Source organism: Streptacidiphilus sp. MAP12-20, assembly GCF_041262525.1.
GTDB lineage: Bacteria > Actinomycetota > Actinomycetes > Streptomycetales > Streptomycetaceae > Streptacidiphilus.
In genome coordinates this window covers 75,468-95,271 of sequence record NZ_JBGCCK010000005.1, presented here as the reverse complement: position 1 = coordinate 95,271, position 19,804 = coordinate 75,468, and the positions used below count along the sequence as shown (strand labels likewise).

Genomic DNA, 19,804 nt, shown 5'->3' with positions numbered 1-19,804 from the left:
GTAATCTCCCGGTGCCTGTGTGACCGCATTTGACCGACCTTCTGACCGCTCTGCCAACCGGGGGCCCGCCGAAATGACCGAGCAGAACGACGTGTTCGCAGATCCCAGACTCTTCGGCTCGACGGGACTCGACCGCCTCGGCGCGTCCCCGCTGCGCGCGATGGACCCGCGCCAGGTCGGCCCGTACCGGGTGCTCGCGCTTCTCGGCGGCGGCGGAATGGGACGGATCTACCTCGGGCGTCCGGTGGACGGCGCGTCAGGCCTGGCCGCAGTCAAGGTGATCCGGCCGGAGTACGCGGAGGACGAGGGCTTCCGGCGGCGCTTCGAGCGCGAGTCGTCCGCCCTTGGACGCGTGCGCGGCGAGCAGGCCGCGGTGCTGCTCGGCAGCGGCTACGACGGCGACCTGCTCTGGATGGCAACGGAGTACATACCTGGCCCCAGCCTTTCCGAGGCCGTGGCCACGTCCGGTCCGGTGGGCGCGACGGCGGCATGGCGCCTGGCACTCGAACTCGCCCAGGCGGTCTCGGCGATGGAGCGGGTCGGCGTGGTCCACCGCGACATCAAGCCGTCCAACGTCATTCTGGGACCGGCCGGTTGCCGCGTCATCGACTTCGGCATCTCCCAGGCCGCGGACACCAGCTCCATCACCACCACGGGCCAGCAGGTGGGCACTCCGGCCTACATGTCCCCGGAGCAGGTGCGCGGCCAGGTGGTCGCCAGCTCGTCCGACCTGTTCGCCCTCGGCTCGGTCATCGCCTTCGCGCTCACCGGTCACGGCCCCTTCGGCGACGGGACGACCGTCGACGTGCTGCACCGGGTCGCCTTCGAGGAACCGAAGGAGGCGGTGCTCGGCGAGATCGAGGTGGTCGACCCCACGCTGGCGGAACTGGTGCGCGCCTGCCTGGACAAGAACGCGGACGCCCGCCCCACCGCCCAGGACGTCATCGACCGCGCGGCGCCCCGGCAGGTGGCCGCGCCCTGGTCGGCGGAGTTGAGCGCGGCGATCATGAGCCGCGTGGAGGTGGCGACCGCCGTTCAGGGCCTGCCGCTGCCCACGACCGAGGCGCCGGTGGCCGACGACGGCACGATCCTGCTGGGCCGTGGCGCAGGCGGCGCGGCTGTCGCGGGTGCGTCGGCTTCCGGCGCCCCGGTGGCCGGCGCCCCCACACCTGCCGTGCCGCCCACTCCACCGACCGCGTTCGCGCAGGGACGGCCGACCCCGCCGACCGTCCCGGCCATGCCGGAGCCTACGGCCGTACCGTCGCCGTCTCCCGTGCTGCCCGGCTACCTCTCCGTCGCGCCCGGCCTGACCCCGGCGCAGCCGGAGGAGCGACGCCGCAGCAGCCGCGGCGTCCTGCTCGCCGTCGCGGCGGTCATCGCGGTGGCCGCGCTCACGGGCACGACGATCGCGCTGACGGGCGGGAGCAAGCCCGCCGACCCGCACACCGTGGCCCAGCAGCAGGGCACCGGCGGCAGCGTGGACGGGGCTCCGGCGAGCGCGAGCGCCTCCGCCTCCGCCTCCGGATCGGGGGCACCCTCGAACGCCGGGACGTCGGCGGTGCCCTCCGCGAGCGCCTCCCGCTCCACGGCGGCCCAGCCGGGGACAACCCCGGCGGGCGGCAGCTCCGCCCAGCCCGGCGGCCAACCCGGCGGCGTTCCCGCGACCACGCCGGGCACCCCCGCGCCGCAGCAGTCCACGCCCGCCGCGACGCACAGTTCGGCTCCGCCGCCCCCTCCGCCCCCGCCGGCCTGGATCCAGAACTGCACCTACTACTCCGGCAGCGAGGAGACCGACAAGTACGCGCCCCACAACTCCAACACCGCCGCCAACAAGGAGGTGCAGTGCCTGCTCTGGTACCGCGGCTCGAAGTACCAGGCCATCCTGGCCCCCGTCGGCGGGATGGACGGGCAGTTCGGCGACGGCACGGCGAAGGCCGTGGAGGCGTTCCAGAGCTGTATGGGCCTCAGCGCTGACGGCGGAGTCGGCCCGAACACCTGGCCGGCCCTGCGCAGCACCAGCAACTGTTAGGAGGGTGCTGACCGAGGCCGCGACCGCTAGCGCGGCCTGCGTCCCGAGAGGGCCAACGCACGGGCGAAGGCGCCCGCGTCGTCGCCGATCGGCACCGCCTCCGCGAAGCCGTCGTACTGGCGGAACATCTCCGCCCACTGCTCCACCTGTCCCAGCACCGCCGCCGCGGCCGGCTCCGGGAGGGTGTAGGTCTGACCCGAGCCCTCCGCTGCCTCCCAGCCGTGGAGGGCGAACTCCAGCAGGATCATCCCGGCGATCGCCGTCGCCGGGACGGCGGAGTCGCCCATCGGCATCTCCCGCTCCCACACCGATGGGTCCGACCAGGCGGCGAGCGCCTTGTCGACCTGGACGGCGTAGGCCTCGCCCCAGCCGGGCTCGGCCGTGAAGTCGCGCTCGTACCAGTCGGCCGGGACGGACGCGCCCTCCGCGCGCAGCGCGAAGCTGTGCGCGGTCCAGAGGGTCAGGTGGTTCACCACGGCGCGCAGGTCCCACTCCGCGGAGGGGGTCGCCGCGTCCAGGGCGGACGGGTCGATGCCGCGCACGACGCGGACGGTCTCTGCGGCGACGGTGCTCAGTCGTTCGTGCAGTTCAGGCAGCTCGTTCATGAGCACGACGGTAGGCGCCCAGGTCGCTGCCGGTCTTGAAGAAACGCGACAGTTAGGCTGCGAGCATGGAGAGGTCGGCAGGCGGCGAGGGCCCCCGCGGGGTGCTGCGTCCGGAGCAGGGAGCGGGACTGTTCACGGTCACGCCTGTTCCGCCCGGCCCCGCGCTCGCGCCCTTCGTCGAGTACCACTGGATCGTCTGCTGGGACGTGACCGGCAGGCCGCCGTACGAGCAGCAGGTGCTCTCGCACCCGAGCGTCCACCTGGTCTTCGAAGAACCCGGGCCGCTCCTCTACGGCGTGAACCGCGGCGTCTACACGCGCCGGCTGGTCGACGCCGGTCAGGTGCACGGGGTCAAGTTCCTGCCCGGCGGCTTCCGGGGTTTCACGGCGGGCCCGGTGCAGGAGCTCACGGACCAGGTCCTGCCCGCCGCGCGCTTCTTCGGCCCCGGCGTCGACGCGCTGAACGGCGAGGTCCTGGCGTGTGAGGACACGAGCGAGATGGTCCGGCTGGTCGAGGCGTTCCTGCCGACGCCGGACGCCGATCCCCTCGCCGCGCAGATCGCCGAGATCGTGCAGGTCATGACGGCGGATCACATGCTGCTCCGCGTCGAGCAGGTCGCGGCCCGCTTCGACCTCTCGCCGCGCACCCTGCAACGGCTGTTCGCGGAGTACGTCGGCGTCTCGCCGAAGTGGGTACTGCGACGGGCCCGCCTGCAGGAGGCCGCGCAGCGCGCGGACAGCGGCGCGGTCGACTGGGCCGCCCTCGCCGCTGACCTCGGCTACGCTGACCAGGCCCACCTGACCCGGGACTTCACCGCCGTCGTCGGCGTCCCGCCGACCCGTTACGTCCGCGGCGGCTGAACACTAGCCTGGACGGGTGGCGGCAGCGAAGGACGACAAGGACCCTGCGGTCCCGCGCAACCCCCTGCTCGACCCCCGGCTCGCCGGAGCCGGCGGCATGCTCATCGCGGGAGCAGCCGTCGCCTGGATGCTCACCCAGGGCACCCACCACGACCCGACGCCCTCGCCGCCGTCCCCGAGCCCCGTCGTCAGCGTGCGGTAGCGGCAACGGGAGGGGGGTGGGCGCTTCGACGAAGCACCCACCCCCCTCCCTGCCGTCGTCCGGGCGTCAGTCCACCTCGGCGACCGCCTGCGCGAACTGCGCCTGGTAGAGCCGCGCGTACGCGCCGCCCTGCTCCAGCAGCGAGGCGTGGTCGCCCTGTTCCACGATCGCGCCGTCCTCCATCACCAGAATGGTGTCCGCGTCGCGGATCGTGGAGAGCCGGTGCGCGATCACGAAAGCCGTGCGGCCGGTGCGCAGCTTGGCCATCGCGCGCTGGATCAGCACCTCGGTGCGGGTGTCGACCGAGCTCGTCGCCTCGTCGAGGACCAGGATCGACGGCTCCGACAGGAACGCCCGCGCGATGGTGATCAGCTGCTTCTCGCCCGCGCTGACGCCGGTGCCCTCGTCGTCGATGACGGTGTCGTAGCCCTCCGGCAGCGTCCGCACGAACCGGTCGACGTGCGCGGCCCTGGCCGCCGCCACGATCTGCTCGCGCGTCGCGCCCACCCGTCGCCCGCCACCACCTTTGTCCGAGGCGCTGCGCGCCGCCCCCCCTTCTGACCCGTAGGCGATGTTCTCCGCGATCGTGCCGCCGAAGAGCCAGGTGTCCTGGAGCACCATGCCGATGTTGGCGCGCAGCTCCTCCCGGTTCATCGCCGCGACGTCGACGCCGTCCAGCACGATCCGCCCGGCCGTCGGCTCGTAGAACCGCATCAGCAGGTTGACCAGCGTGGTCTTGCCCGCGCCCGTCGGTCCGACGATGGCGACCGTGTGGCCGGGTTCGGCCGTCAGCGAGAGGTCCTCGATGAGCGGCTTCTCCGGGTCGTAGCGGAAGGCCACGTGCTCGAACGCGACCCGGCCCTCGACGCGCGCCGGGCGCGTCGGGTGCTCCGGCTCCGCCGACTGCTCAGGCGCGTCCAGGAGATCGAACACCCGCTCGGCCGAGGCGACGCCGGACTGCACCAGGTTGGCCATCGAGGCAACCTGGGTCAGCGGCTGGCTGAACTGCCGGGAGTACTGGATGAACGCCTGCACGTCACCGATCGACAGCGCGCCGGAGGCGACCCGCAGACCGCCGACCACGGCCACCAGCACGTAGTTGAGGTTCCCGATGAACATCATGCACGGCTGGATCAGGCCCGAGATGAACTGCGCCCTGAAGCTGCTGGCGTAGAGCTTGTCGTTCTCGGCGCGGAACTGCTGCGCCGCCTCCTCCTGCCGGCCGAACACCTTGACCAGCGCGTGGCCGCTGTACATCTCCTCGATGTGGGCGTTCAGCTTGCCGGTGGACTTCCACTGCTGCACGAACTGCGGCTGCGCGCGCTTGCCGACCTTCGCCGCGATGACGGCCGAGGCCGGGATCGAGACCAGCGCGATGAGCGCCAGCAGCCAGGAGATGTAGAACATCATCGACAGCACGCCGACCACGGTCAGCAGCGAGGTGATGATCTGGGACATGGTCTGCTGCAGCGTCTGGGCGATGTTGTCGATGTCGTTGGTGACCCGGCTCAGCACCTCGCCGCGCGGCTGCTTGTCGTAGTAGCTCAGCGGCAGCCGGGACAGCTTGTCCTCGACGTCGCCGCGCAGCCGGTTGGCCGCGCGCTGGACCGCGACGTTGGCCAGCCGCGCCTGCACGATGCCGCAGAGACCGGCGAAGGCGTAGATCACCGCGACCCAGAGCAGGACCGTGCCGACCGCGCCGAAGTCGATGCCCTTGCCGGGGGTGAAGTGGATCGACGACAGCATCTGCTGCTGGTCGTGGTTGAGCTTGAGATGGCTCGGGTCGGTTCCGGCCGGAAGCTTCTTGCCGAAGACGCCGCCGAGGATCAGGTCCGTCGCGTGGCCGAGGATCTTCGGGCCGATGACCGAGAGCGTCACGCTGACCGTGGCCAGCGCCAGCACCCCCGCGATCAGCGGGCGTTCGGGCCGGAGTCGGCCGAGCAGGCGCTTGCCGGACTCCTTGAAGTTCATCGACTTCTCGGTGGGCTGCGCGCCCATCCAGCGGGCCGGTCCGACCGCCGCACCGGGGCGGCGGCTTGCTGCCGCCTTCGCTTCGTCGCCGCCGGAACTCATGCCGCCTCCTCCTCGGTGAGCTGGGAGAGCACGATCTCCCGGTAGGTCTCGTTGTCGTCCATCAGTTCGTGGTGCGTGCCCTCACCGACGACCAGGCCCTCGTCAAGGACGATGATCCGGTCCGCGTCGCGGATGGTGCTGACGCGCTGGGCCACGATGACGACCGTGGCGTCCGCCGTCTCCTGCGACAGCGCGGCGCGCAGGCGCGCGTCCGTCGCGTAGTCGAGCGCGGAGAAGGAGTCGTCGAAGAGGTAGATCTCCGGCTTGCGGACCAGCGCGCGGGCGATCGCGAGGCGCTGCCGCTGGCCGCCGGAGACGTTGGTGCCGCCCTGGGCGATCGGCGCGTTCAGGCCGTCGGTCAGCTCGCTGACGAAGTCCTTGGCCTGCGCGGTCTCCAGCGCCTGCCAGAGCTCGTCGTCGGTCGCGTCGGGGTTGCCGTAGCGAAGGTTGGTGGCCACGGTGCCGGAGAAGAGGTAGGGCTTCTGCGGGACCAGGCCGACCGTCTTCGCCAACAGCACCGGGTCCAGCTCGCGCACGTCGACACCGTCGACGAGGACCGAGCCGTCGGTCGCGTCGGAGAGCCGGGGGATCAGGCTGAGCAGGGTCGTCTTGCCGGAACCCGTGGAGCCAATGATCGCCGTGGTCTCGCCGGGCCGGGCGGTGAAGCTGACGTCGCGCAGCACGGACGCCTCGGCGCCCGGGTAGCGGAAGTCGGCGCCGCGCAGCTCCAGGAAGCCACGACGGGAGAGCTCCCGCACGGGGGAGGCGGGCGGAACGACCGTGGTGTCGGTGTCCAGCACCTCCTGGATGCGCTCGGCGCAGACCTCGGCGCGCGGCACCATCATGAACATGAAGGTGGCCATCATGACCGACATCAGGATCTGCATCAGGTAGCTGAGGAAGGCCGTCAGCGCGCCGATCTGCATGCCGCCGCTGTCGATCCGCTTCGCACCGAACCACATGACGGCCACGCTGGAGAGGTTCACGACCATCATCACCAGCGGGAACATCAGCGCCATCAGCCGGCCGACGCGCAGACCGACATCGGTCAGCTCGTCGTTGGCGACGCCGAAGCGCTCGCGCTCGTGGGTGTCCTTCACGAAGGCGCGGATCACGCGCAGGCCGCTGATCTGCTCGCGCAGCACGCGGTTGACGGTGTCGATCCGCTCCTGCATGGAACGGAACAGCGGGCGCATCCTGGTGACGATGACGCCGATCAGGATGCCGAGGATCGGCACGATCGCGATGAGCAGGGTGGAGAGCTGCACGTCCTGGTTGAGCGCCATGATGATGCCGCCGACGCACATGATCGGCGCGGAGACCATCAGCGTGAAGGTCATCAGCACCAGCATCTGGACCTGCTGCACGTCGTTGGTGCTGCGCGTGATCAGCGACGGCGCGCCGAACTGGCCGACCTCGCGCGCGGAGAAGGACTGCACCCGGTCGAAGACCGAGGCGCGCATGTCCCGACCCAGCGCCATGGCGGTCTTGGCGCCGAAGTAGACGGCTCCGATGGAGCAGATGACCTGGGCGACAGTGACCCCGATCATGATGCCACCGGTCTGCAGGATGTAGCCGGTGTCGCCCTTGACCACGCCGTTGTCGATGATGTCGGCGTTGAGGGTGGGAAGGTAGAGGGTCGCGATCGTCTGGATCAGCTGGAGCAGGACCAGCACGGTGATCGGCCTGGAGTAGGGCCCCAGGTGGGCGCGCAGGAGTCGGATCAGCACAACGGGTCTCTCAGGATGGCTCGGCGGGCGGATGCGGAAGGAGTGGTGCTGTCGGCGGTGCCGGTGCTGTCGGTACTGCTGTCGTGAAGGCTGCTGATATTCATCTGCGTACACCGTACCCGGTTGGCCGTCGCAGGGGCCATCTCTTTATTTGGACGAGGTCGCCGCGTCATACTAGAGAGCTTACTTGCCGACCGGCAAGTAACGTGACCCGCGTCACCTTCTCCCCCTTACGTCCGAGGCCATAACGTCCTACGCTGATCGTTGCCCGCCAGTTACTCGCGAGTTAAATAGCGCTCCACCGCTTGAAGCGCCCGCCCCACCGCTTGAACGCCCCACCGCTTGTACGCCCCGCCGTCCGCACTGCATTCGCCCGTCGGCCGACCCACACCGGCCGCGCGGGCCCCGGAGGTAGCCGTGAGCTTGAAGCCGCTCGTCGCAGCACCGCTGCTGGACAACCGCCCCGAGTCTGTGGCCCAGCTGTTCCTGGCCCGCGTGGCGGCCACCCCGGACCGGGTGGCCTACCGCTATCCCGTGCCCGTCGACGAGCACGCGGCGGACAGCAGGCCAGGCGCCGAGCAGTGGCGCCCGATGACCTGGGGTCAGGCTGCAGCGCGAGTTCAGGACATCGCGGCCGGACTGATGACCCTCGGGGTCGAGCCCGAGCAGCGGGTCGGCATCTCCTGTTCCACCAGGATCGAGTGGATCCTCGCCGACCTCGGCATCATGTGCGCGGGCGCGGCCGTCACCGCCGTCTACCCGAGCACCAACGCCGAGGAGACGGCCTACATCCTCTCCGACTCCGGCAGCCGGGCGATCATCGTCGAGGACGCGAAGCAGCTCGCCAAGATGCTCACCGCCTCTCCCGAGACGCCGGAGCTGAAGGCGATCGTCACCATCGACGGCAGCAAGCCCGAGGGCGACGCGGCGGGTGTCGCGGAGGCGGCCGGCATCGAGGTCCTCTCGCTGGCCGAGCTGGAGGAGCGCGGCGCCGCTTACCTCAAGGAGCACCCGGACGAGGTGACGAAGACGGTGGCCGCGATCAAGCGCGAGCAGCTCGCCACCCTGATCTACACCTCCGGCACGACGGGCCGCCCGAAGGGCGTCCGCCTGGTCCACGACTGCTGGGCCTACCAGGCCGCGGCACAGTCCTCGCTGGGGCTGACGGGCGAGGACGACGTGCAGTACCTGTGGCTGCCGCTCTCCCACGTCTTCGGCAAGACGCTCACCTCCGGCCACATCCAGCAGGCCTCGGTGATCGCGGTGGACGGCCGGATCGACAAGATCATCACCAACCTGCCGCTGGTCCAGCCCACGTACATGGCAGCCGCGCCGCGCATCTTCGAGAAGGTCTACAACGGCATCGCCAGCAAGGCCCGGGCGGAGGGCGGCGCCAAGTACAAGATCTTCATGTGGGCGGCGGGCGTGGCCCGAGAGTACGCCGAGACCGCGCAGAAGAACGAGATCGCGACCGGCTCGCGCACCGTCCCGCTGCCGCTGCAGCTCAAGCACGCGGTGGCGGACAAGCTCGTCTTCGCGAAGATCCGTGCCGCCTTCGGCGGTCGGCTGCGTGCCTGCGTCTCCGGCTCGGCGGCGCTGGCGCCCGACATCAACTACTTCTTCTCCGGTGCCGGCGTCCACATCCTGGAGGGCTACGGGCTGAGCGAGACCAGCGCGGGCTCGACGGTCAACCCGGGCGAGAGCTACCGGGTGGGCACGGTCGGCCGCCCGCTGCCGGGCACGGAGGTGCGGATCGCGGAGGACGGCGAGATCCTGCTGCGCGGCCCCGGCGTCATGCGCGGCTACCACAACCAGCCCGAGAAGACGGCGGAGGTGCTGGAGGAGGACGGCTGGTTCCACACCGGCGACATCGGTGAGCTGGACAAGGACGGCTTCCTGCGGATCACCGACCGCAAGAAGGACATGTTCAAGACGTCGGGCGGCAAGTACGTCGCCCCGAGCGAGGTCGAGGGCCGGTTCAAGGCGGTCTGCCCGTTCGTCAGCAACATCCTGGTCATCGGCAACGGCCGCAACTTCTGCACGGCGCTGATCACCCTGGACGAGCCGGCCATCATGCAGTGGGCCGGCGGAAACGGTCAGGCCGGCCGCAGCTACGCGGACGTCTGCACCTCGCCCGAGGTCCACACGCTGATCGGCGGCTTCGTCGACCAGCTCAACGGCCAGCTGCAGCGCTGGCAGACGGTCAAGAAGTTCACCGTGCTGCCGCGCGACCTGGACGTGGAGCACGGTGAGCTGACCCCGAGCCTGAAGGTCAAGCGCCCGGTCGTGGAGCGCGAGAACGCGGAGCTGATCGAGGCGATGTACGCGGGCGCGCGGGAGGCGTGACGGGGAGGCCCGACGGGGCCCCGCCACCCCCGAATACCCGCTACCCGCGATAGAGCGTCAGCGTGCCGACGAGCCGCCCTACCGGGCCGCCCGTCGGCACGCTCGCATGCGTGAATAGCGGACAATGGAGTACATGCCCTCCGCTCTGCCCGACGGCGAAGCCGTCCCGGCCGACGGTTCGCTCCCCGAGACCGCCCTGGCCGGGCTCGGTACGCGTCCCTTCGGCTTCTACGTCCACGTCCCGTACTGCGCGACCCGCTGCGGGTACTGCGACTTCAACACCTATACCGCCACCGAGCTGCGCTCCTCCGGCACGGTCGCCTCGCAGGAGACCTACGCGGAGCACCTGATCGCCGAGATCCGGCTGGCGCGCAAGGTGCTGGGTGCTGCGGACCTGCCCGTCGAAACGGTCTTTCTCGGCGGTGGGACGCCGACGCTGCTGCCCGCGCGGGACCTGGTCCGCATGCTGGGGGCGATCCGGGACGAGTTCGGGCTGGCGGCGGGGGCCGAGGTCACGACAGAGGCGAACCCCGAATCCGTCGACCCGGCCTACCTGGCCGAACTGCGCGAGGGCGGTTTCAACCGGCTCAGCTTCGGCATGCAGAGCGTCCGCCCGCACGTGCTGCAGTTGCTCGACCGCCACCACACGCCCGGTCGCCCGCAGGCCTGCGTCGCGGAGGCCCGCGCCGCGGGCTTCGAGCACGTCAATCTCGACCTGATCTACGGCACCCCGGGGGAGTCGGCGGAGGACTGGCGCGCTTCGCTGGAGGCCGCGCTGTCGGCAGAGCCGGACCACATCTCCGCGTATGCGCTGATCGTGGAGGAGGGGACCAAGCTCGCGTCCCGCATCCGGCGCGGTGAGATCCCGATGACGGACGACGACGTCCACGCCGACCGCTACCTCATGGCGGAGGAACTGCTCAGCGCCGCCGGGATGGAGTGGTACGAGGTCTCCAACTGGGCCACGGCCGGTTCCGCGTCCGCCCGCTGCCGTCACAACGAGCTGTACTGGACCGGCGCCGACTGGTGGGGCGCCGGGCCGGGCGCCCACAGCCACGTGGGGGGCGTCCGTTGGTGGAACCGCAAGCACCCGGCCGCGTACGCGCAGGCGCTGGCGACAGGGGAGACCCCGGCGCAGGGCCGCGAACGCCTCGAGTCGGAGGATCGCCGGGTCGAGCGGATCCTGCTGGAGCTGCGCCTCTCCGCCGGCTGCCCGCTGGACCTGCTCCGCCCGGAAGGCCGCGCGGCGGCGGACCGCGCGCTCGCCGAGGGACTGCTCGAATCCGGCCCGTTCGGCGAGGGTCGCGCGGTCCTCACCTTGCGCGGCCGTCTGCTCGCGGACGCGGTGGTCCGGGACCTCGTCGACTGACGCGGCGTCTGTCCCGCGCTGCTGCCGGGGGGTTGTTCGCTCGCCGGACCGCATTGGTAGGCTCGCGGCCTCTGCGGCGGTTGCGCGGCAGTTGTCCTGTGGGCGGCGTTGGGGAGGGTTCGGGTGGCCATGCGGGACGGCGCGGCCGAGAGCGCGTACCACGCGTTCTTCGAACGGCACCATGCCGAGCTCTCACGCCTCGCGTACCTGCTCAGCGGCGAGCCCGACGCCGCCGACGACCTCGCCGCCGACGCGCTGCTTGAGGTCTGGCGTCACTGGGACCGGGTCTGCGCCGCCGACTCCCCGGCGGCCTACGCGCGCGGGGTGCTCGCCAACCTCTGCCGGAGCCGGCTCCGCCGCCTGGGGCGGGAGCGCAGCGGCTTGCGCGGATGGAGCGCGCTGTGGCGTGAGAACGCTCACACGACCGACGTGCCCGCCGTCGTCGACGTCCGCGGCGCGCTGCGGCAGCTTCCGTACCGACGCCGGGCCTGCGTCGTCCTACGCTATGCGTTCGACCTTTCCGAGCGGGAGACGGCGCAGGCGCTGGGGATCAGCGTGGGGACGGTCAAGAGCCAGACCTCGCGAGGAGCGGCGCAACTCGCGCAACTCCTGGGCGGACGGCGCTCGGAGGCATGGCTGGTGTCGGCACGGCAGGCGGGGGAGGAGAACTGATGGAGCGTCACCACACGTCCTCCGGACGACCCCGCGAGGATCAGCCCAGCGAAGGTCAGCCCGGCGAAGGTCAGCCCCGTGAGGATCGGCTCCGCGAGGCCCTGCGCGACGAGGTCGCGCGGCACAGGCCCGACCGGGAGGCGATGCTGGCCCGCGTCACCGCCGGTCGGGCGTCCACGCGGCCCGTGACGCGGTCGCGACGGCCGGTGGCGCGGCTGGCGGGGTTCGGCGTGGTCTCGGCGCTGCTGCTGGGGTTGAGCGTGGCGGGGACCTGGGCGGCGGTGGGACGGTACGTCAGCCCGGAGCCCGCCTCGCGCACGGCGCCGGGTGGTTCGTCCGAACTGGGGTCCGCGACGAGTATCCCGCGGCCCTCGGCCTCGCCGATCGGGCCGGGCGCCGGGCCGATGGGCGGACGCAGCGCCGCGTCGTCGGCCTCCACCGCGCCGACGTCCGGACCGTCCGGATCCGGTTCTCCGTCGCCTGCTCCACCCGCCTCCTCGGCCGCGTCGTCGGCAGCCGGAACCCGTGTCCAGCAGGGCTTTCTCTGGTCGGACGGCTCCATCGGCCCGGGCAGCACGGCGAACTGGGCGCAGAGCGACGTCACCCTCAAGAGCAGTTTCACGCTCACCGTGCTCGACGTCCGGCTGCGTGTGGCGCTCACGCCCGGGGTGGGGAGCACGGGGATCTGGTCCTCCGTGCCCGCGCAGGACCTGGTCGCCACCGTGACCAGGCAGGGCGGCGACCTGGTCTACGAGTGGACGCTCAAGCCCGGAGTCACCCTGGCGCCGGGGACCTGCACCTTCGCGGGCCAGTACAACCACGCAGCCGGGGGCCGCGACGCCGGTCAGGACGACTACCGGGCCACGGCGACGGGTCACGGCAGCCAGGTCCTCGTCTACGGCAACTTCTACCCGGTCGCCGCGCAGTAGCCCTGCCAACCGGCCCTGCTGCGAGAAATTCACGCCACTCGGGCAACCTTTCGCGCGCCCCGGACCACTGAGAGGGGTAACCGTCCGAACAGCAGCACCGGAAACAGAGGACTGACCCTGTGTCACCGACGCCTCAACCCACGACGCACCGCCGCTCCCGCCTCGTCCGGCGTGCCCCGGCCCTCGCCGCCGCCCTGCTGGTGGCCGGCGGCGGCATCGCGGCGATACCCCTGCTCGCATCCGCAAGCAGCACCCCCGCCACCACCGGGCACTCGACCCGAACGCTCGCCGTCGCGGCCGGCGGCGGCGCGCAGTACCGGACCGTGCAGGCCGCGGTGAACGCCGCCTCCGCAGGCGACACCGTCCTCATCGCCAAGGGCACCTACCATGAGACGGTGACCGTTCCGGCGACCAAGACCGGGCTTAACCTGGTCGGGGCGACCGGCAGCGCCGCGGACGTCGTGATCACCTTCGGCAACGCCGCAGGCGCCGGCAGGCCGGACGGCTCCCGCTACGGAACCATGGGCAGCGCGACCGCGACCTTCGCCGCAGCAGGCATGTCGGTGAAGAACTTGACCGTTGCCAACTCCTTCTCCAAGGCCGCGAACCCGGGCATCAACGGCAGCCAGGCGGTGGCCCTGGCCGCCGAGGGGGACCGGCAGGTCTACCTGAACGACCGGTTCCTCGGCCACCAGGACACCCTGCTCGCCTGGTCCCCCTCGCCGACCGCGCAGACCCGGCAGTACTTCCGCTCGGTGTACGTGAGCGGCGACGTCGACTTCCTCTTCGGGAACGCCACCGCCGTCTTCGACCACGCGACGATCAACGCCCTGGACGACGGCGCTGCCGCCGACGGCCTGAACGGCTCCCTGACGGCGGCGAACACCGAGGCGAGCAAGGCGTACGGCTTCCTCATCACCGACAGCACGGTGACCAGTTCGGCGAAGGCCAGGACGTACTACCTGGGCCGCTCCTGGCACCCGACGCCGAGCGCCGTCGCCCAGGTGGTGGTCCGGAACACCGTGCTCCCGGCGGCGATCAGGGGCGCCGCGCCGTGGGCGAGCATGGGCGGGTACCCGTGGCAGTCCGCCCGCTTCGGCTCCTACCGCAACAGCGGCACGGGCGCGAACGCCAATGATGTGAGCGCTAACAGCCCCCAGCTGAGCACGTCCGAGGCGGCGAAGTACACCGCCCAGACGTACCTGGCCGGCACCGACGGCTGGAACCCCATCGCCGCGCCCACCACCACGCCGCCCACCTCGCCGCCACCCACCACTCCCGCCGTCGGCAGCGCCACCGGTGACGCCCGCAAGGTCAGTGAGCCCGCCGTGCCGGGCACCGTCTGTGCCTCCGTCGCGGCCGGCCTGGCCATGCCCGCCCGCACGGCGAGCGGCGCCGCCGAGAGCAGCCCGCCCGACACGGCCCGCATCCAGCGGGCCCTGGACGCCTGCACACAGACGGGCACGGCGACCGTCGCCGTCCGGCTCACCGCCACGGACGCCGCTCACAACGCCTTCCTCAGCGGCCCGTTGACCGTGCACCGGGGAGAGGTGCTGCTGCTCGACTCGGGCGTCACCCTCTACGCCTCCCGCAACCCGGCGGACTACCAGGTCAGCGGCCAGCCCACCTGCGGCACGCTGTCCACCGCCCACGGTGGCTGCAGGCCGCTGATCAGCGTCGCGGGGGCCAACGCCGGGATCGAGGCGGTACGCGCCGCCGACGGCTCACAGGGCCGGATCGACGGGCGTGGCGACCAGGCGATCCTCGGCCAGAGCACCACCTGGTGGGGCCTGGCCACCGCCGCGCAGAAAGCGGGCAAGAACCAGAACAACCCGCGTCTGATCCAGGCCGTCAACTCCGACAACTTCACCCTCTACCACCTGGACGTGCTCAACTCGCCGAACTTCCACGTGGTCTACCAGGGCGGCACCGGCTTCACCGCCTGGGGCGTGCGGATCAGGACGCCCGACAACGCCCGCAACACCGACGGCATCGACCCGGCCGGCGCCACCGACGTCACCGTCAATGACAGCTACATCATGACCGGCGACGACGGCGTGGCCATCAAGGGCGGTTCGGCCAGCCGCAACATCACCATCGAGAACAGCCACTTCTACGGCACCCACGGCATCTCCATCGGCAGCGAGACCAATGGCGGGGTCAGCAACATCCTGGTCCGGAACAACACGCTCACCGGCGTGGACAGCCTCGGCAACGCCAGCGGCAGCAGCACCGGTATCCGGATCAAGTCCTCACCCGCCAACGGCGGCACCGTCAGCGACGTGACCTACCTCGACACCTGCGTCACCGCCGTGCGCGCGCCGATGGTCTTCGACACCCACTACGCGAGCGGAACCGGCTCCGGAGTCCCGTTCTTCACCCGGATCACCGTCGACGGCTTCCGGTCGACGGCGTCAGCGAGCGGGGCCAAGTCCACCTTCGTGGGCCTGGACCCGAGTCACCCGCTCGGTCTCGCCCTGCTGAACGTCTCCATGGACGCGACGGCCGACACCGCCGCCTACGCGGCGATCACCCGCTACGCCGACAACATGGTGCCCTCCGGCACGGGCGTGAGCGTCACTTCGGTCGGCGGCAGCGGCTCGGTACCCGCGTGTGTCTTCCCGACGTTCCCCGCGCTGTGAACCGCGAGCAAAGGACCGTACCTCCCATGAACACGCAGCAAGGACACCGGCTGCCACGCCGGACCTTCCTGGTCCGCGCGGGCGCGACCAGCCTCGGGCTGGGCTCGGCTGGCGCGACCGCGGGGGCCCTGCTCTCCGCCGCTCAGGCCGCCTCCCAAGGTGCCTCCGGCGCGGTCACCGGCCGTTTCGGCTGGGCCGACGACGGCGCGAACTTCGTCGTCGACACCGGAGCGCAGCTCGTCTTCAAGGTCAGCAAGAGCAACGGCGATCTGGTCTCCCTGGTCTACCGGGGCACCGAGTACCAGGGCTACGGCGGCCGCAACTCCCAGGTGGAGACCGGCCTTGGCGCCTCCTCGGTGCGGATCGGGAAGACGCCGGGGGCCATTCTGGTCACCGTCGTCCACGGCACCATGCACCACTACTACGCGGCCCGGCCGGGTGAGAACAACGTCTACCTGTGGACGAACAAAGCCGACGCCTCGATCACCGCGACCCGGTACATCGTCCGCGTCCGTCCGGGGCTGTTCCCCTGCGACAATCCGGACAGCTGGGATTCCCGCACCGACGTCCTGATCGAGGCCCAGGACGTCCGCCGCAAGCCGGACGGCACCACCCGCTCCAAGCACTACTCCAACCAGCGCGTGATCGACTACGACCACGTCGGCTGGAGCACCGGCGCGGTGGGCCTGTGGATGGTGCGCAGTAACCACGAGAAGGCCTCCGGCGGCCCGTTCTACCGTTCGCTGATGCGCCACCACTACGAGGACGGCGCCGGACTCTACGAGATCCTCTACTACGGCGAGAACCAGACCGAGCCGATGCGCTTCGGGCTCCAGGGCCCCTACGTGCTCGCGTTCACCGACGGCGGCGCGCCCGCCGCCACCCTCGCCCACGACCGGATCGACACCGGCTGGGTGGACGGACTGGGACTGGTCGGCTGGGTCGGCGACAAGGGCCGGGGCCGGGTCGCCGGGGTCGGCATCAGCGGACGCGCCCCCGGCCATGCCTACACCGTCGGCTTCGCCAACACGCAGGCGCAGTACTGGGCCACGGCCGATCCGGCGACCGGCGCCTTCTCCTGCGTGCGGATGCTGCCGGGCAGCTACGCCGTCACCGTCTACAAGGGCGAACTGGCCGTCCACAGCGGCTCGGTGACCGTCCGCGCCGGGCAGACCACCGGCCTGCACACGATCGCCCTCAGCGGCGGCCCGAGCGGCGACCCGAGCAGCACGAGGGCGCTGTGGCGGATCGGCGACTGGGACGGCACGCCGCTCGGGTTCAAGAACGCCGCGCTGATGACGCACATGCACCCGTCGGACGCCCGCGCGGCGGCCTGGACGGGCGACTTCACCGTGGGTTCGACGCCGGTCGCCTCCTTCCCCGCCTACCAGTGGCGAGACGTCAACGACGGCCTGCAGGTCCGCTTCACGCTGACCGCGGCCCAGGCGGCCCAGGCGCACGTACTCAGGATCGGGATCACCACCGCCTACGCCAACGGCCGACCGCAGATCCGGGTCAACCGCTGGACCTCCCCGGTTCTGCCTGCCGCCACCGAGCCGAGCACCCGGTCGCTCACGGTCGGTTCCTATCGCGGCAGCAACCACATGTTCAGCTGGACGGTTCCGGCGAACGCTTTCACGGCGGGCGTCAACGTGCTGCGGATCAACGTCGTGAGCGGGATGAGCGGCGCGCGGTTTCTGAGCCCCGGTTTCGCCTACGACTGCGTCGAACTGCTGGCCTGATCAGGGCGCGGTGACGAAGTCGATGAGTTCCTCGACCCGGCCGAGCAGGGCCGGGTCGAGGTCCTTGTAGGAGTGCACCGAGCCGCGGATGCGGCGCCACGCGGCTGGGGTGTCCAGCGGCCACCCCAGCCGGGCGCAGACGCCCGTCTTCCAGTCCTCGCCGCGCGGCACGTCCGGCCAGGCCGTGACGCCCACGGCGGCGGGCTTGACGGCCGCCCAGATGTCGATGAACGGGTGCCCGACCACCAGCACGTGCGCGCCGGTGACCTGCGCCGCGATCCGGGACTCCTTCGAACCGGGCACCAGATGGTCCACCAGGACGCCCAGCCGCCGTCCCGGCTCCGGGCCGAACTCGGTCACGATCGCCGGGAGGTCGTCGATGCCCTCCAGGTACTCGACGACCACGCCCTCGATCCGGAGGTCGTCACCCCAGACCCGCTCGACCAGTTCGGCGTCGTGGCGGCCCTCGACGTAGATCCGGCTCGGCAGCGCGACGCGCGCCTTCGCGCCGACCACGGCGACGGAGCCGGACGCCGTACGGGTCGGACTCACCGGCCGCGCCCCGCCCGGCTGCGGCCGCACCAGCGTCACCGGCTCGCCGTCGACCAGGAAGCCGCGGGGGGCCAGCGGGAAGACGCGCAGCTTGCCGTGCCGGTCCTCGAGCGTGACGGTGAAGCCCTCGGCCGTCTTCTCACAGCGGACGACCGCCCCGCAGAAGCCGGTTGACGCCTCCTCGACCACCAGGTCCCGCTCGGCCGGCAGTTCCGGCACGGGAGACTGACGCTTCCACGGGGGCGTCAGATCGGTCAGGCCACGGGCGTCGTATCGGCTCACCGACCGATCATTACAGAACTCGGGCCGCAGAGCGCCGACCGCTACAGCCCCGGTGCGCCCCAGACCGGGAACCAGCGGGTGAGGTCCTGCTCGAGCCGCAGGTCGTTGCCGAGCATCGCCTTGATCTGCAACTCCAGCGGGTTGTCCCGCTTCTCGCCCACCAGCGGCGCGAACGGGTAGAAGGAGCCCCGCTTGTAGAGGTAGACCAGGGCGAGGCGGCGTCCCTGCACGTCGGAGAAGTTGACCAGCGAGCAGAGCAGCTGCGGGCCGAAGCCCTGGGACTCCAGTGCGGAGTTGACTGCGTGGACGTCGTTGACCAGCGAGACGATGTCGTCCGGGTCCTGGCGGGAGGTGAGCCAGGTGTAGCCGTAGGCGTCACGCGGGGTCAGTTCGACCGGCTGGCCGCCGCGCGCGGTGTCGGCGTCCAGGAGGGCCTGGACGTCCTGCTGGACCTGGGCGAAGGCGTTGCCCTCGGCCGCGGCGAAGCAGACCGAGCCGACGCCGGTGGGCTTGAAGCCCGCGGCCGCCTCCAGGGTGATGGCGGCCGAGGGAAGGCCGAAGAGCTGGTCCAGATCGGGCTTGACCGGCTTGGTCCGGCCGAGCAGGGCGTCCAGGAAACCCATCGCGGTATGTGTCCTCTCAGGCGCGCGAAGCGCTTGTCACGTGCGGCCGCGCGGAGCGCTTCAGTTGCGGCCGAGCTCGGCGGAGATCTTGCCCAGCTGCTCCAGCCGCTGCTGGAGCGAGGGGTGGGTGGAGAAGGCGCTGCTCGCCACCTCGCGCGCCGACAGGGCCGGGGCGAAGTAGAAGGCGTTGAACGGCTGCGACTGGCGCAGGTCCTGCGTCGGGATCGCGCCGATGTCGCCGGTCACCTTGGTCAGCGCCGAGGCCAGGGCGGAAGGCTTGCCGGTGAGCAGCGCGGCCGAGCGGTCGGCCGAGAGCTCGCGGTAGCGCGAGAGAAGGCGGGTCAGCAGGAAGCTGATCCCGTAGACCACAGCGCTGACAGCGATGACCGCGATCAGCGCGACGTTGCCGTTGTCGCCGTCCCGGTCGTCGCGGCTGTTGAAGCCGCCGAACAGGCCGAACTGGAGGCCGACGCGAGTGAGGATGCCGGCCAGGACGCCGAGGAAGCCGGCGATGGTCATCACGGCGACGTCCTTGTGCGCGACGTGGGAGAGCTCGTGGGCGAGCACGCCCTCCAGCTCCTCCGGCTCCAGGCGGCGCAGCAGCCCGGTCGTCACACAGACGATGGCGTTCTTCTCGTTGCGGCCGGTCGCGAACGCGTTGGGCATGTCACTCTGCGCGACAGCGACCTTCGGCTTCGGCATGTCCGCGAGAGCGCACAGGCGGTCGATGGCGCCGTGCAGTTCCGGGTATTCCTCGGGTGTGACCTCGCGGGCGCCCATGCTGAAGGCGGCGATCTTGTCGCTGAACCAGAACTGGGCGATGAAAAGCCCGCCCGCGATGATGGCGACCAGCGGCCACGCCCCGCGCAGCACCACCAGCAGCACGCCGACGAAGACCACGAAGAGCAGGCCGATCATGAACATCGTGATCAGCATGCGGGTGGTCAGCCCGCGGTCCGGTGCGAAACGAGTCCTGGACATGGTGTCCCTCCTGGGCGGTGAACTGCGGACGCCATTCTGCCGTGTCGCCCTCGCTATGTGGTACGTCTGACGAGGTCCAGTCGTTCCGGTCGCGGACCCTGGCGCTTTACACTGGCACACGACGAAAGCTGGCACTCGTAAGTCAAGAGTGCCAGGGCAGGTGTAGT

General features: G+C 71.1%; 15 protein-coding genes. 9 read left to right on the top strand and 6 right to left on the bottom strand.

Features of this window, described 5'->3' with window-relative positions; genetic code table 11:
- Positions 1-73 precede the first annotated feature (73 nt).
- Entirely contained in the window at positions 74-2,029 is a 1,956-nt protein-coding gene (locus ABIA32_RS08310) for a protein kinase (protein ID WP_370093259.1), read from the top strand.
- 26 nt (positions 2,030-2,055) lie between these two features.
- Here ABIA32_RS08310 and ABIA32_RS08305 read toward each other — a convergent pair whose 3' ends face one another.
- Positions 2,056-2,634 (bottom strand): TIGR03086 family metal-binding protein, encoded by a 579-nt coding sequence (locus ABIA32_RS08305; protein ID WP_370093258.1) that lies wholly within the window; start codon positions 2,632-2,634, stop codon positions 2,056-2,058.
- Positions 2,635-2,699: 65 nt separating this feature from the next.
- On the opposite strand from ABIA32_RS08305, the gene ABIA32_RS08300 reads away from it, so the two are divergent.
- Both ABIA32_RS08300 and ABIA32_RS08295 read left to right on the top strand, forming a co-directional pair.
- Positions 2,700-3,494, top strand: coding sequence for a helix-turn-helix domain-containing protein (locus tag ABIA32_RS08300; RefSeq protein WP_370093257.1), 795 nt, complete (start codon positions 2,700-2,702; stop codon positions 3,492-3,494).
- A gap of 16 nt (positions 3,495-3,510) precedes the next feature.
- Positions 3,511-3,696, top strand: a complete 186-nt coding sequence (locus tag ABIA32_RS08295; RefSeq protein ID WP_370093255.1) for a hypothetical protein — start codon at positions 3,511-3,513, stop codon at positions 3,694-3,696.
- Between the two features lie 66 nt (positions 3,697-3,762).
- On the opposite strand, the gene ABIA32_RS08290 is transcribed toward ABIA32_RS08295, so the two are convergent.
- Together ABIA32_RS08290 and ABIA32_RS08285 are read right to left on the bottom strand one after the other, a co-directional pair.
- Complete coding sequence (locus tag ABIA32_RS08290) at positions 3,763-5,769, bottom strand: ABC transporter ATP-binding protein (RefSeq protein ID WP_370093254.1); 2,007 nt, start codon at positions 5,767-5,769, stop codon at positions 3,763-3,765.
- Positions 5,766-7,499, bottom strand: a complete 1,734-nt coding sequence (locus ABIA32_RS08285) for an ABC transporter ATP-binding protein (RefSeq protein WP_370093253.1) — start codon at positions 7,497-7,499, stop codon at positions 5,766-5,768. Before ABIA32_RS08285 ends, ABIA32_RS08290 begins: the two co-directional genes overlap by 4 nt.
- Before the next feature lie 417 nt (positions 7,500-7,916).
- On the opposite strand from ABIA32_RS08285, the gene ABIA32_RS08280 reads away from it, so the two are divergent.
- The 6 genes from ABIA32_RS08280 to ABIA32_RS08255 all read left to right on the top strand — a co-directional run bounded on the left by ABIA32_RS08280 (position 7,917) and on the right by ABIA32_RS08255 (position 17,199).
- Positions 7,917-9,845, top strand: coding sequence for a long-chain fatty acid--CoA ligase (locus ABIA32_RS08280; RefSeq protein ID WP_370093252.1), 1,929 nt, complete (start codon positions 7,917-7,919; stop codon positions 9,843-9,845).
- 133 nt (positions 9,846-9,978) lie between these two features.
- Complete coding sequence (gene hemW, locus ABIA32_RS08275) at positions 9,979-11,214, top strand: radical SAM family heme chaperone HemW (RefSeq protein WP_370093251.1); 1,236 nt, start codon at positions 9,979-9,981, stop codon at positions 11,212-11,214.
- Positions 11,215-11,343: 129 nt separating this feature from the next.
- Positions 11,344-11,886, top strand: a complete 543-nt coding sequence (locus ABIA32_RS08270) for a SigE family RNA polymerase sigma factor (protein WP_370093499.1) — start codon at positions 11,344-11,346, stop codon at positions 11,884-11,886.
- Entirely contained in the window at positions 11,886-12,815 is a 930-nt protein-coding gene (locus ABIA32_RS08265; RefSeq protein ID WP_370093250.1) for a hypothetical protein, read from the top strand. Before ABIA32_RS08270 ends, ABIA32_RS08265 begins: the two co-directional genes overlap by 1 nt.
- Before the next feature lie 119 nt (positions 12,816-12,934).
- Positions 12,935-15,457: a pectinesterase family protein gene (locus tag ABIA32_RS08260; RefSeq protein WP_370093249.1), complete on the top strand. Its 2,523-nt coding sequence runs from the start codon at positions 12,935-12,937 to the stop codon at positions 15,455-15,457.
- A gap of 26 nt (positions 15,458-15,483) precedes the next feature.
- The gene (locus ABIA32_RS08255; RefSeq protein ID WP_370093248.1) at positions 15,484-17,199 is read left to right on the top strand and encodes a rhamnogalacturonan lyase B N-terminal domain-containing protein; all 1,716 of its coding nucleotides are present in this window, start codon (positions 15,484-15,486) and stop codon (positions 17,197-17,199) included.
- Here ABIA32_RS08255 and ABIA32_RS08250 read toward each other — a convergent pair whose 3' ends face one another.
- The 3 genes from ABIA32_RS08250 to htpX are packed head-to-tail and all read right to left on the bottom strand — an operon-like array spanning position 17,200 to position 19,637.
- Positions 17,200-18,033, bottom strand: a complete 834-nt coding sequence (locus ABIA32_RS08250) for a DUF3097 domain-containing protein (protein ID WP_370093247.1) — start codon at positions 18,031-18,033, stop codon at positions 17,200-17,202.
- 41 nt (positions 18,034-18,074) lie between these two features.
- Positions 18,075-18,656 (bottom strand): hypothetical protein, encoded by a 582-nt coding sequence (locus ABIA32_RS08245; RefSeq protein ID WP_370093246.1) that lies wholly within the window; start codon positions 18,654-18,656, stop codon positions 18,075-18,077.
- Positions 18,657-18,716: 60 nt separating this feature from the next.
- Positions 18,717-19,637, bottom strand: a complete 921-nt coding sequence (gene htpX, locus ABIA32_RS08240) for a zinc metalloprotease HtpX (protein ID WP_370093245.1) — start codon at positions 19,635-19,637, stop codon at positions 18,717-18,719.
- Between the last annotated feature and the right edge of the window lie 167 nt (positions 19,638-19,804).

Bases quoted from the DNA above. Each gene is read 5' to 3' on its own strand.
- ABIA32_RS08310 (WP_370093259.1), top strand. From the start codon at position 74: ATGACCGAGCAGAACGACGTGTTCGCAGATCCCAGACTCTTCGGCTCG.
- ABIA32_RS08305 (WP_370093258.1), bottom strand. From the start codon at position 2,634: ATGAACGAGCTGCCTGAACTGCACGAACGACTGAGCACCGTCGCCGCA.
- ABIA32_RS08300 (WP_370093257.1), top strand. From the start codon at position 2,700: ATGGAGAGGTCGGCAGGCGGCGAGGGCCCCCGCGGGGTGCTGCGTCCG.
- ABIA32_RS08290 (WP_370093254.1), bottom strand. From the start codon at position 5,769: ATGAGTTCCGGCGGCGACGAAGCGAAGGCGGCAGCAAGCCGCCGCCCC.
- hemW (WP_370093251.1), top strand. From the start codon at position 9,979: ATGCCCTCCGCTCTGCCCGACGGCGAAGCCGTCCCGGCCGACGGTTCG.
- ABIA32_RS08270 (WP_370093499.1), top strand. From the start codon at position 11,344: ATGCGGGACGGCGCGGCCGAGAGCGCGTACCACGCGTTCTTCGAACGG.
- ABIA32_RS08265 (WP_370093250.1), top strand. From the start codon at position 11,886: ATGGAGCGTCACCACACGTCCTCCGGACGACCCCGCGAGGATCAGCCC.
- ABIA32_RS08255 (WP_370093248.1), top strand. From the start codon at position 15,484: ATGAACACGCAGCAAGGACACCGGCTGCCACGCCGGACCTTCCTGGTC.
- ABIA32_RS08245 (WP_370093246.1), bottom strand. From the start codon at position 18,656: ATGGGTTTCCTGGACGCCCTGCTCGGCCGGACCAAGCCGGTCAAGCCC.
- htpX (WP_370093245.1), bottom strand. From the start codon at position 19,637: ATGTCCAGGACTCGTTTCGCACCGGACCGCGGGCTGACCACCCGCATG.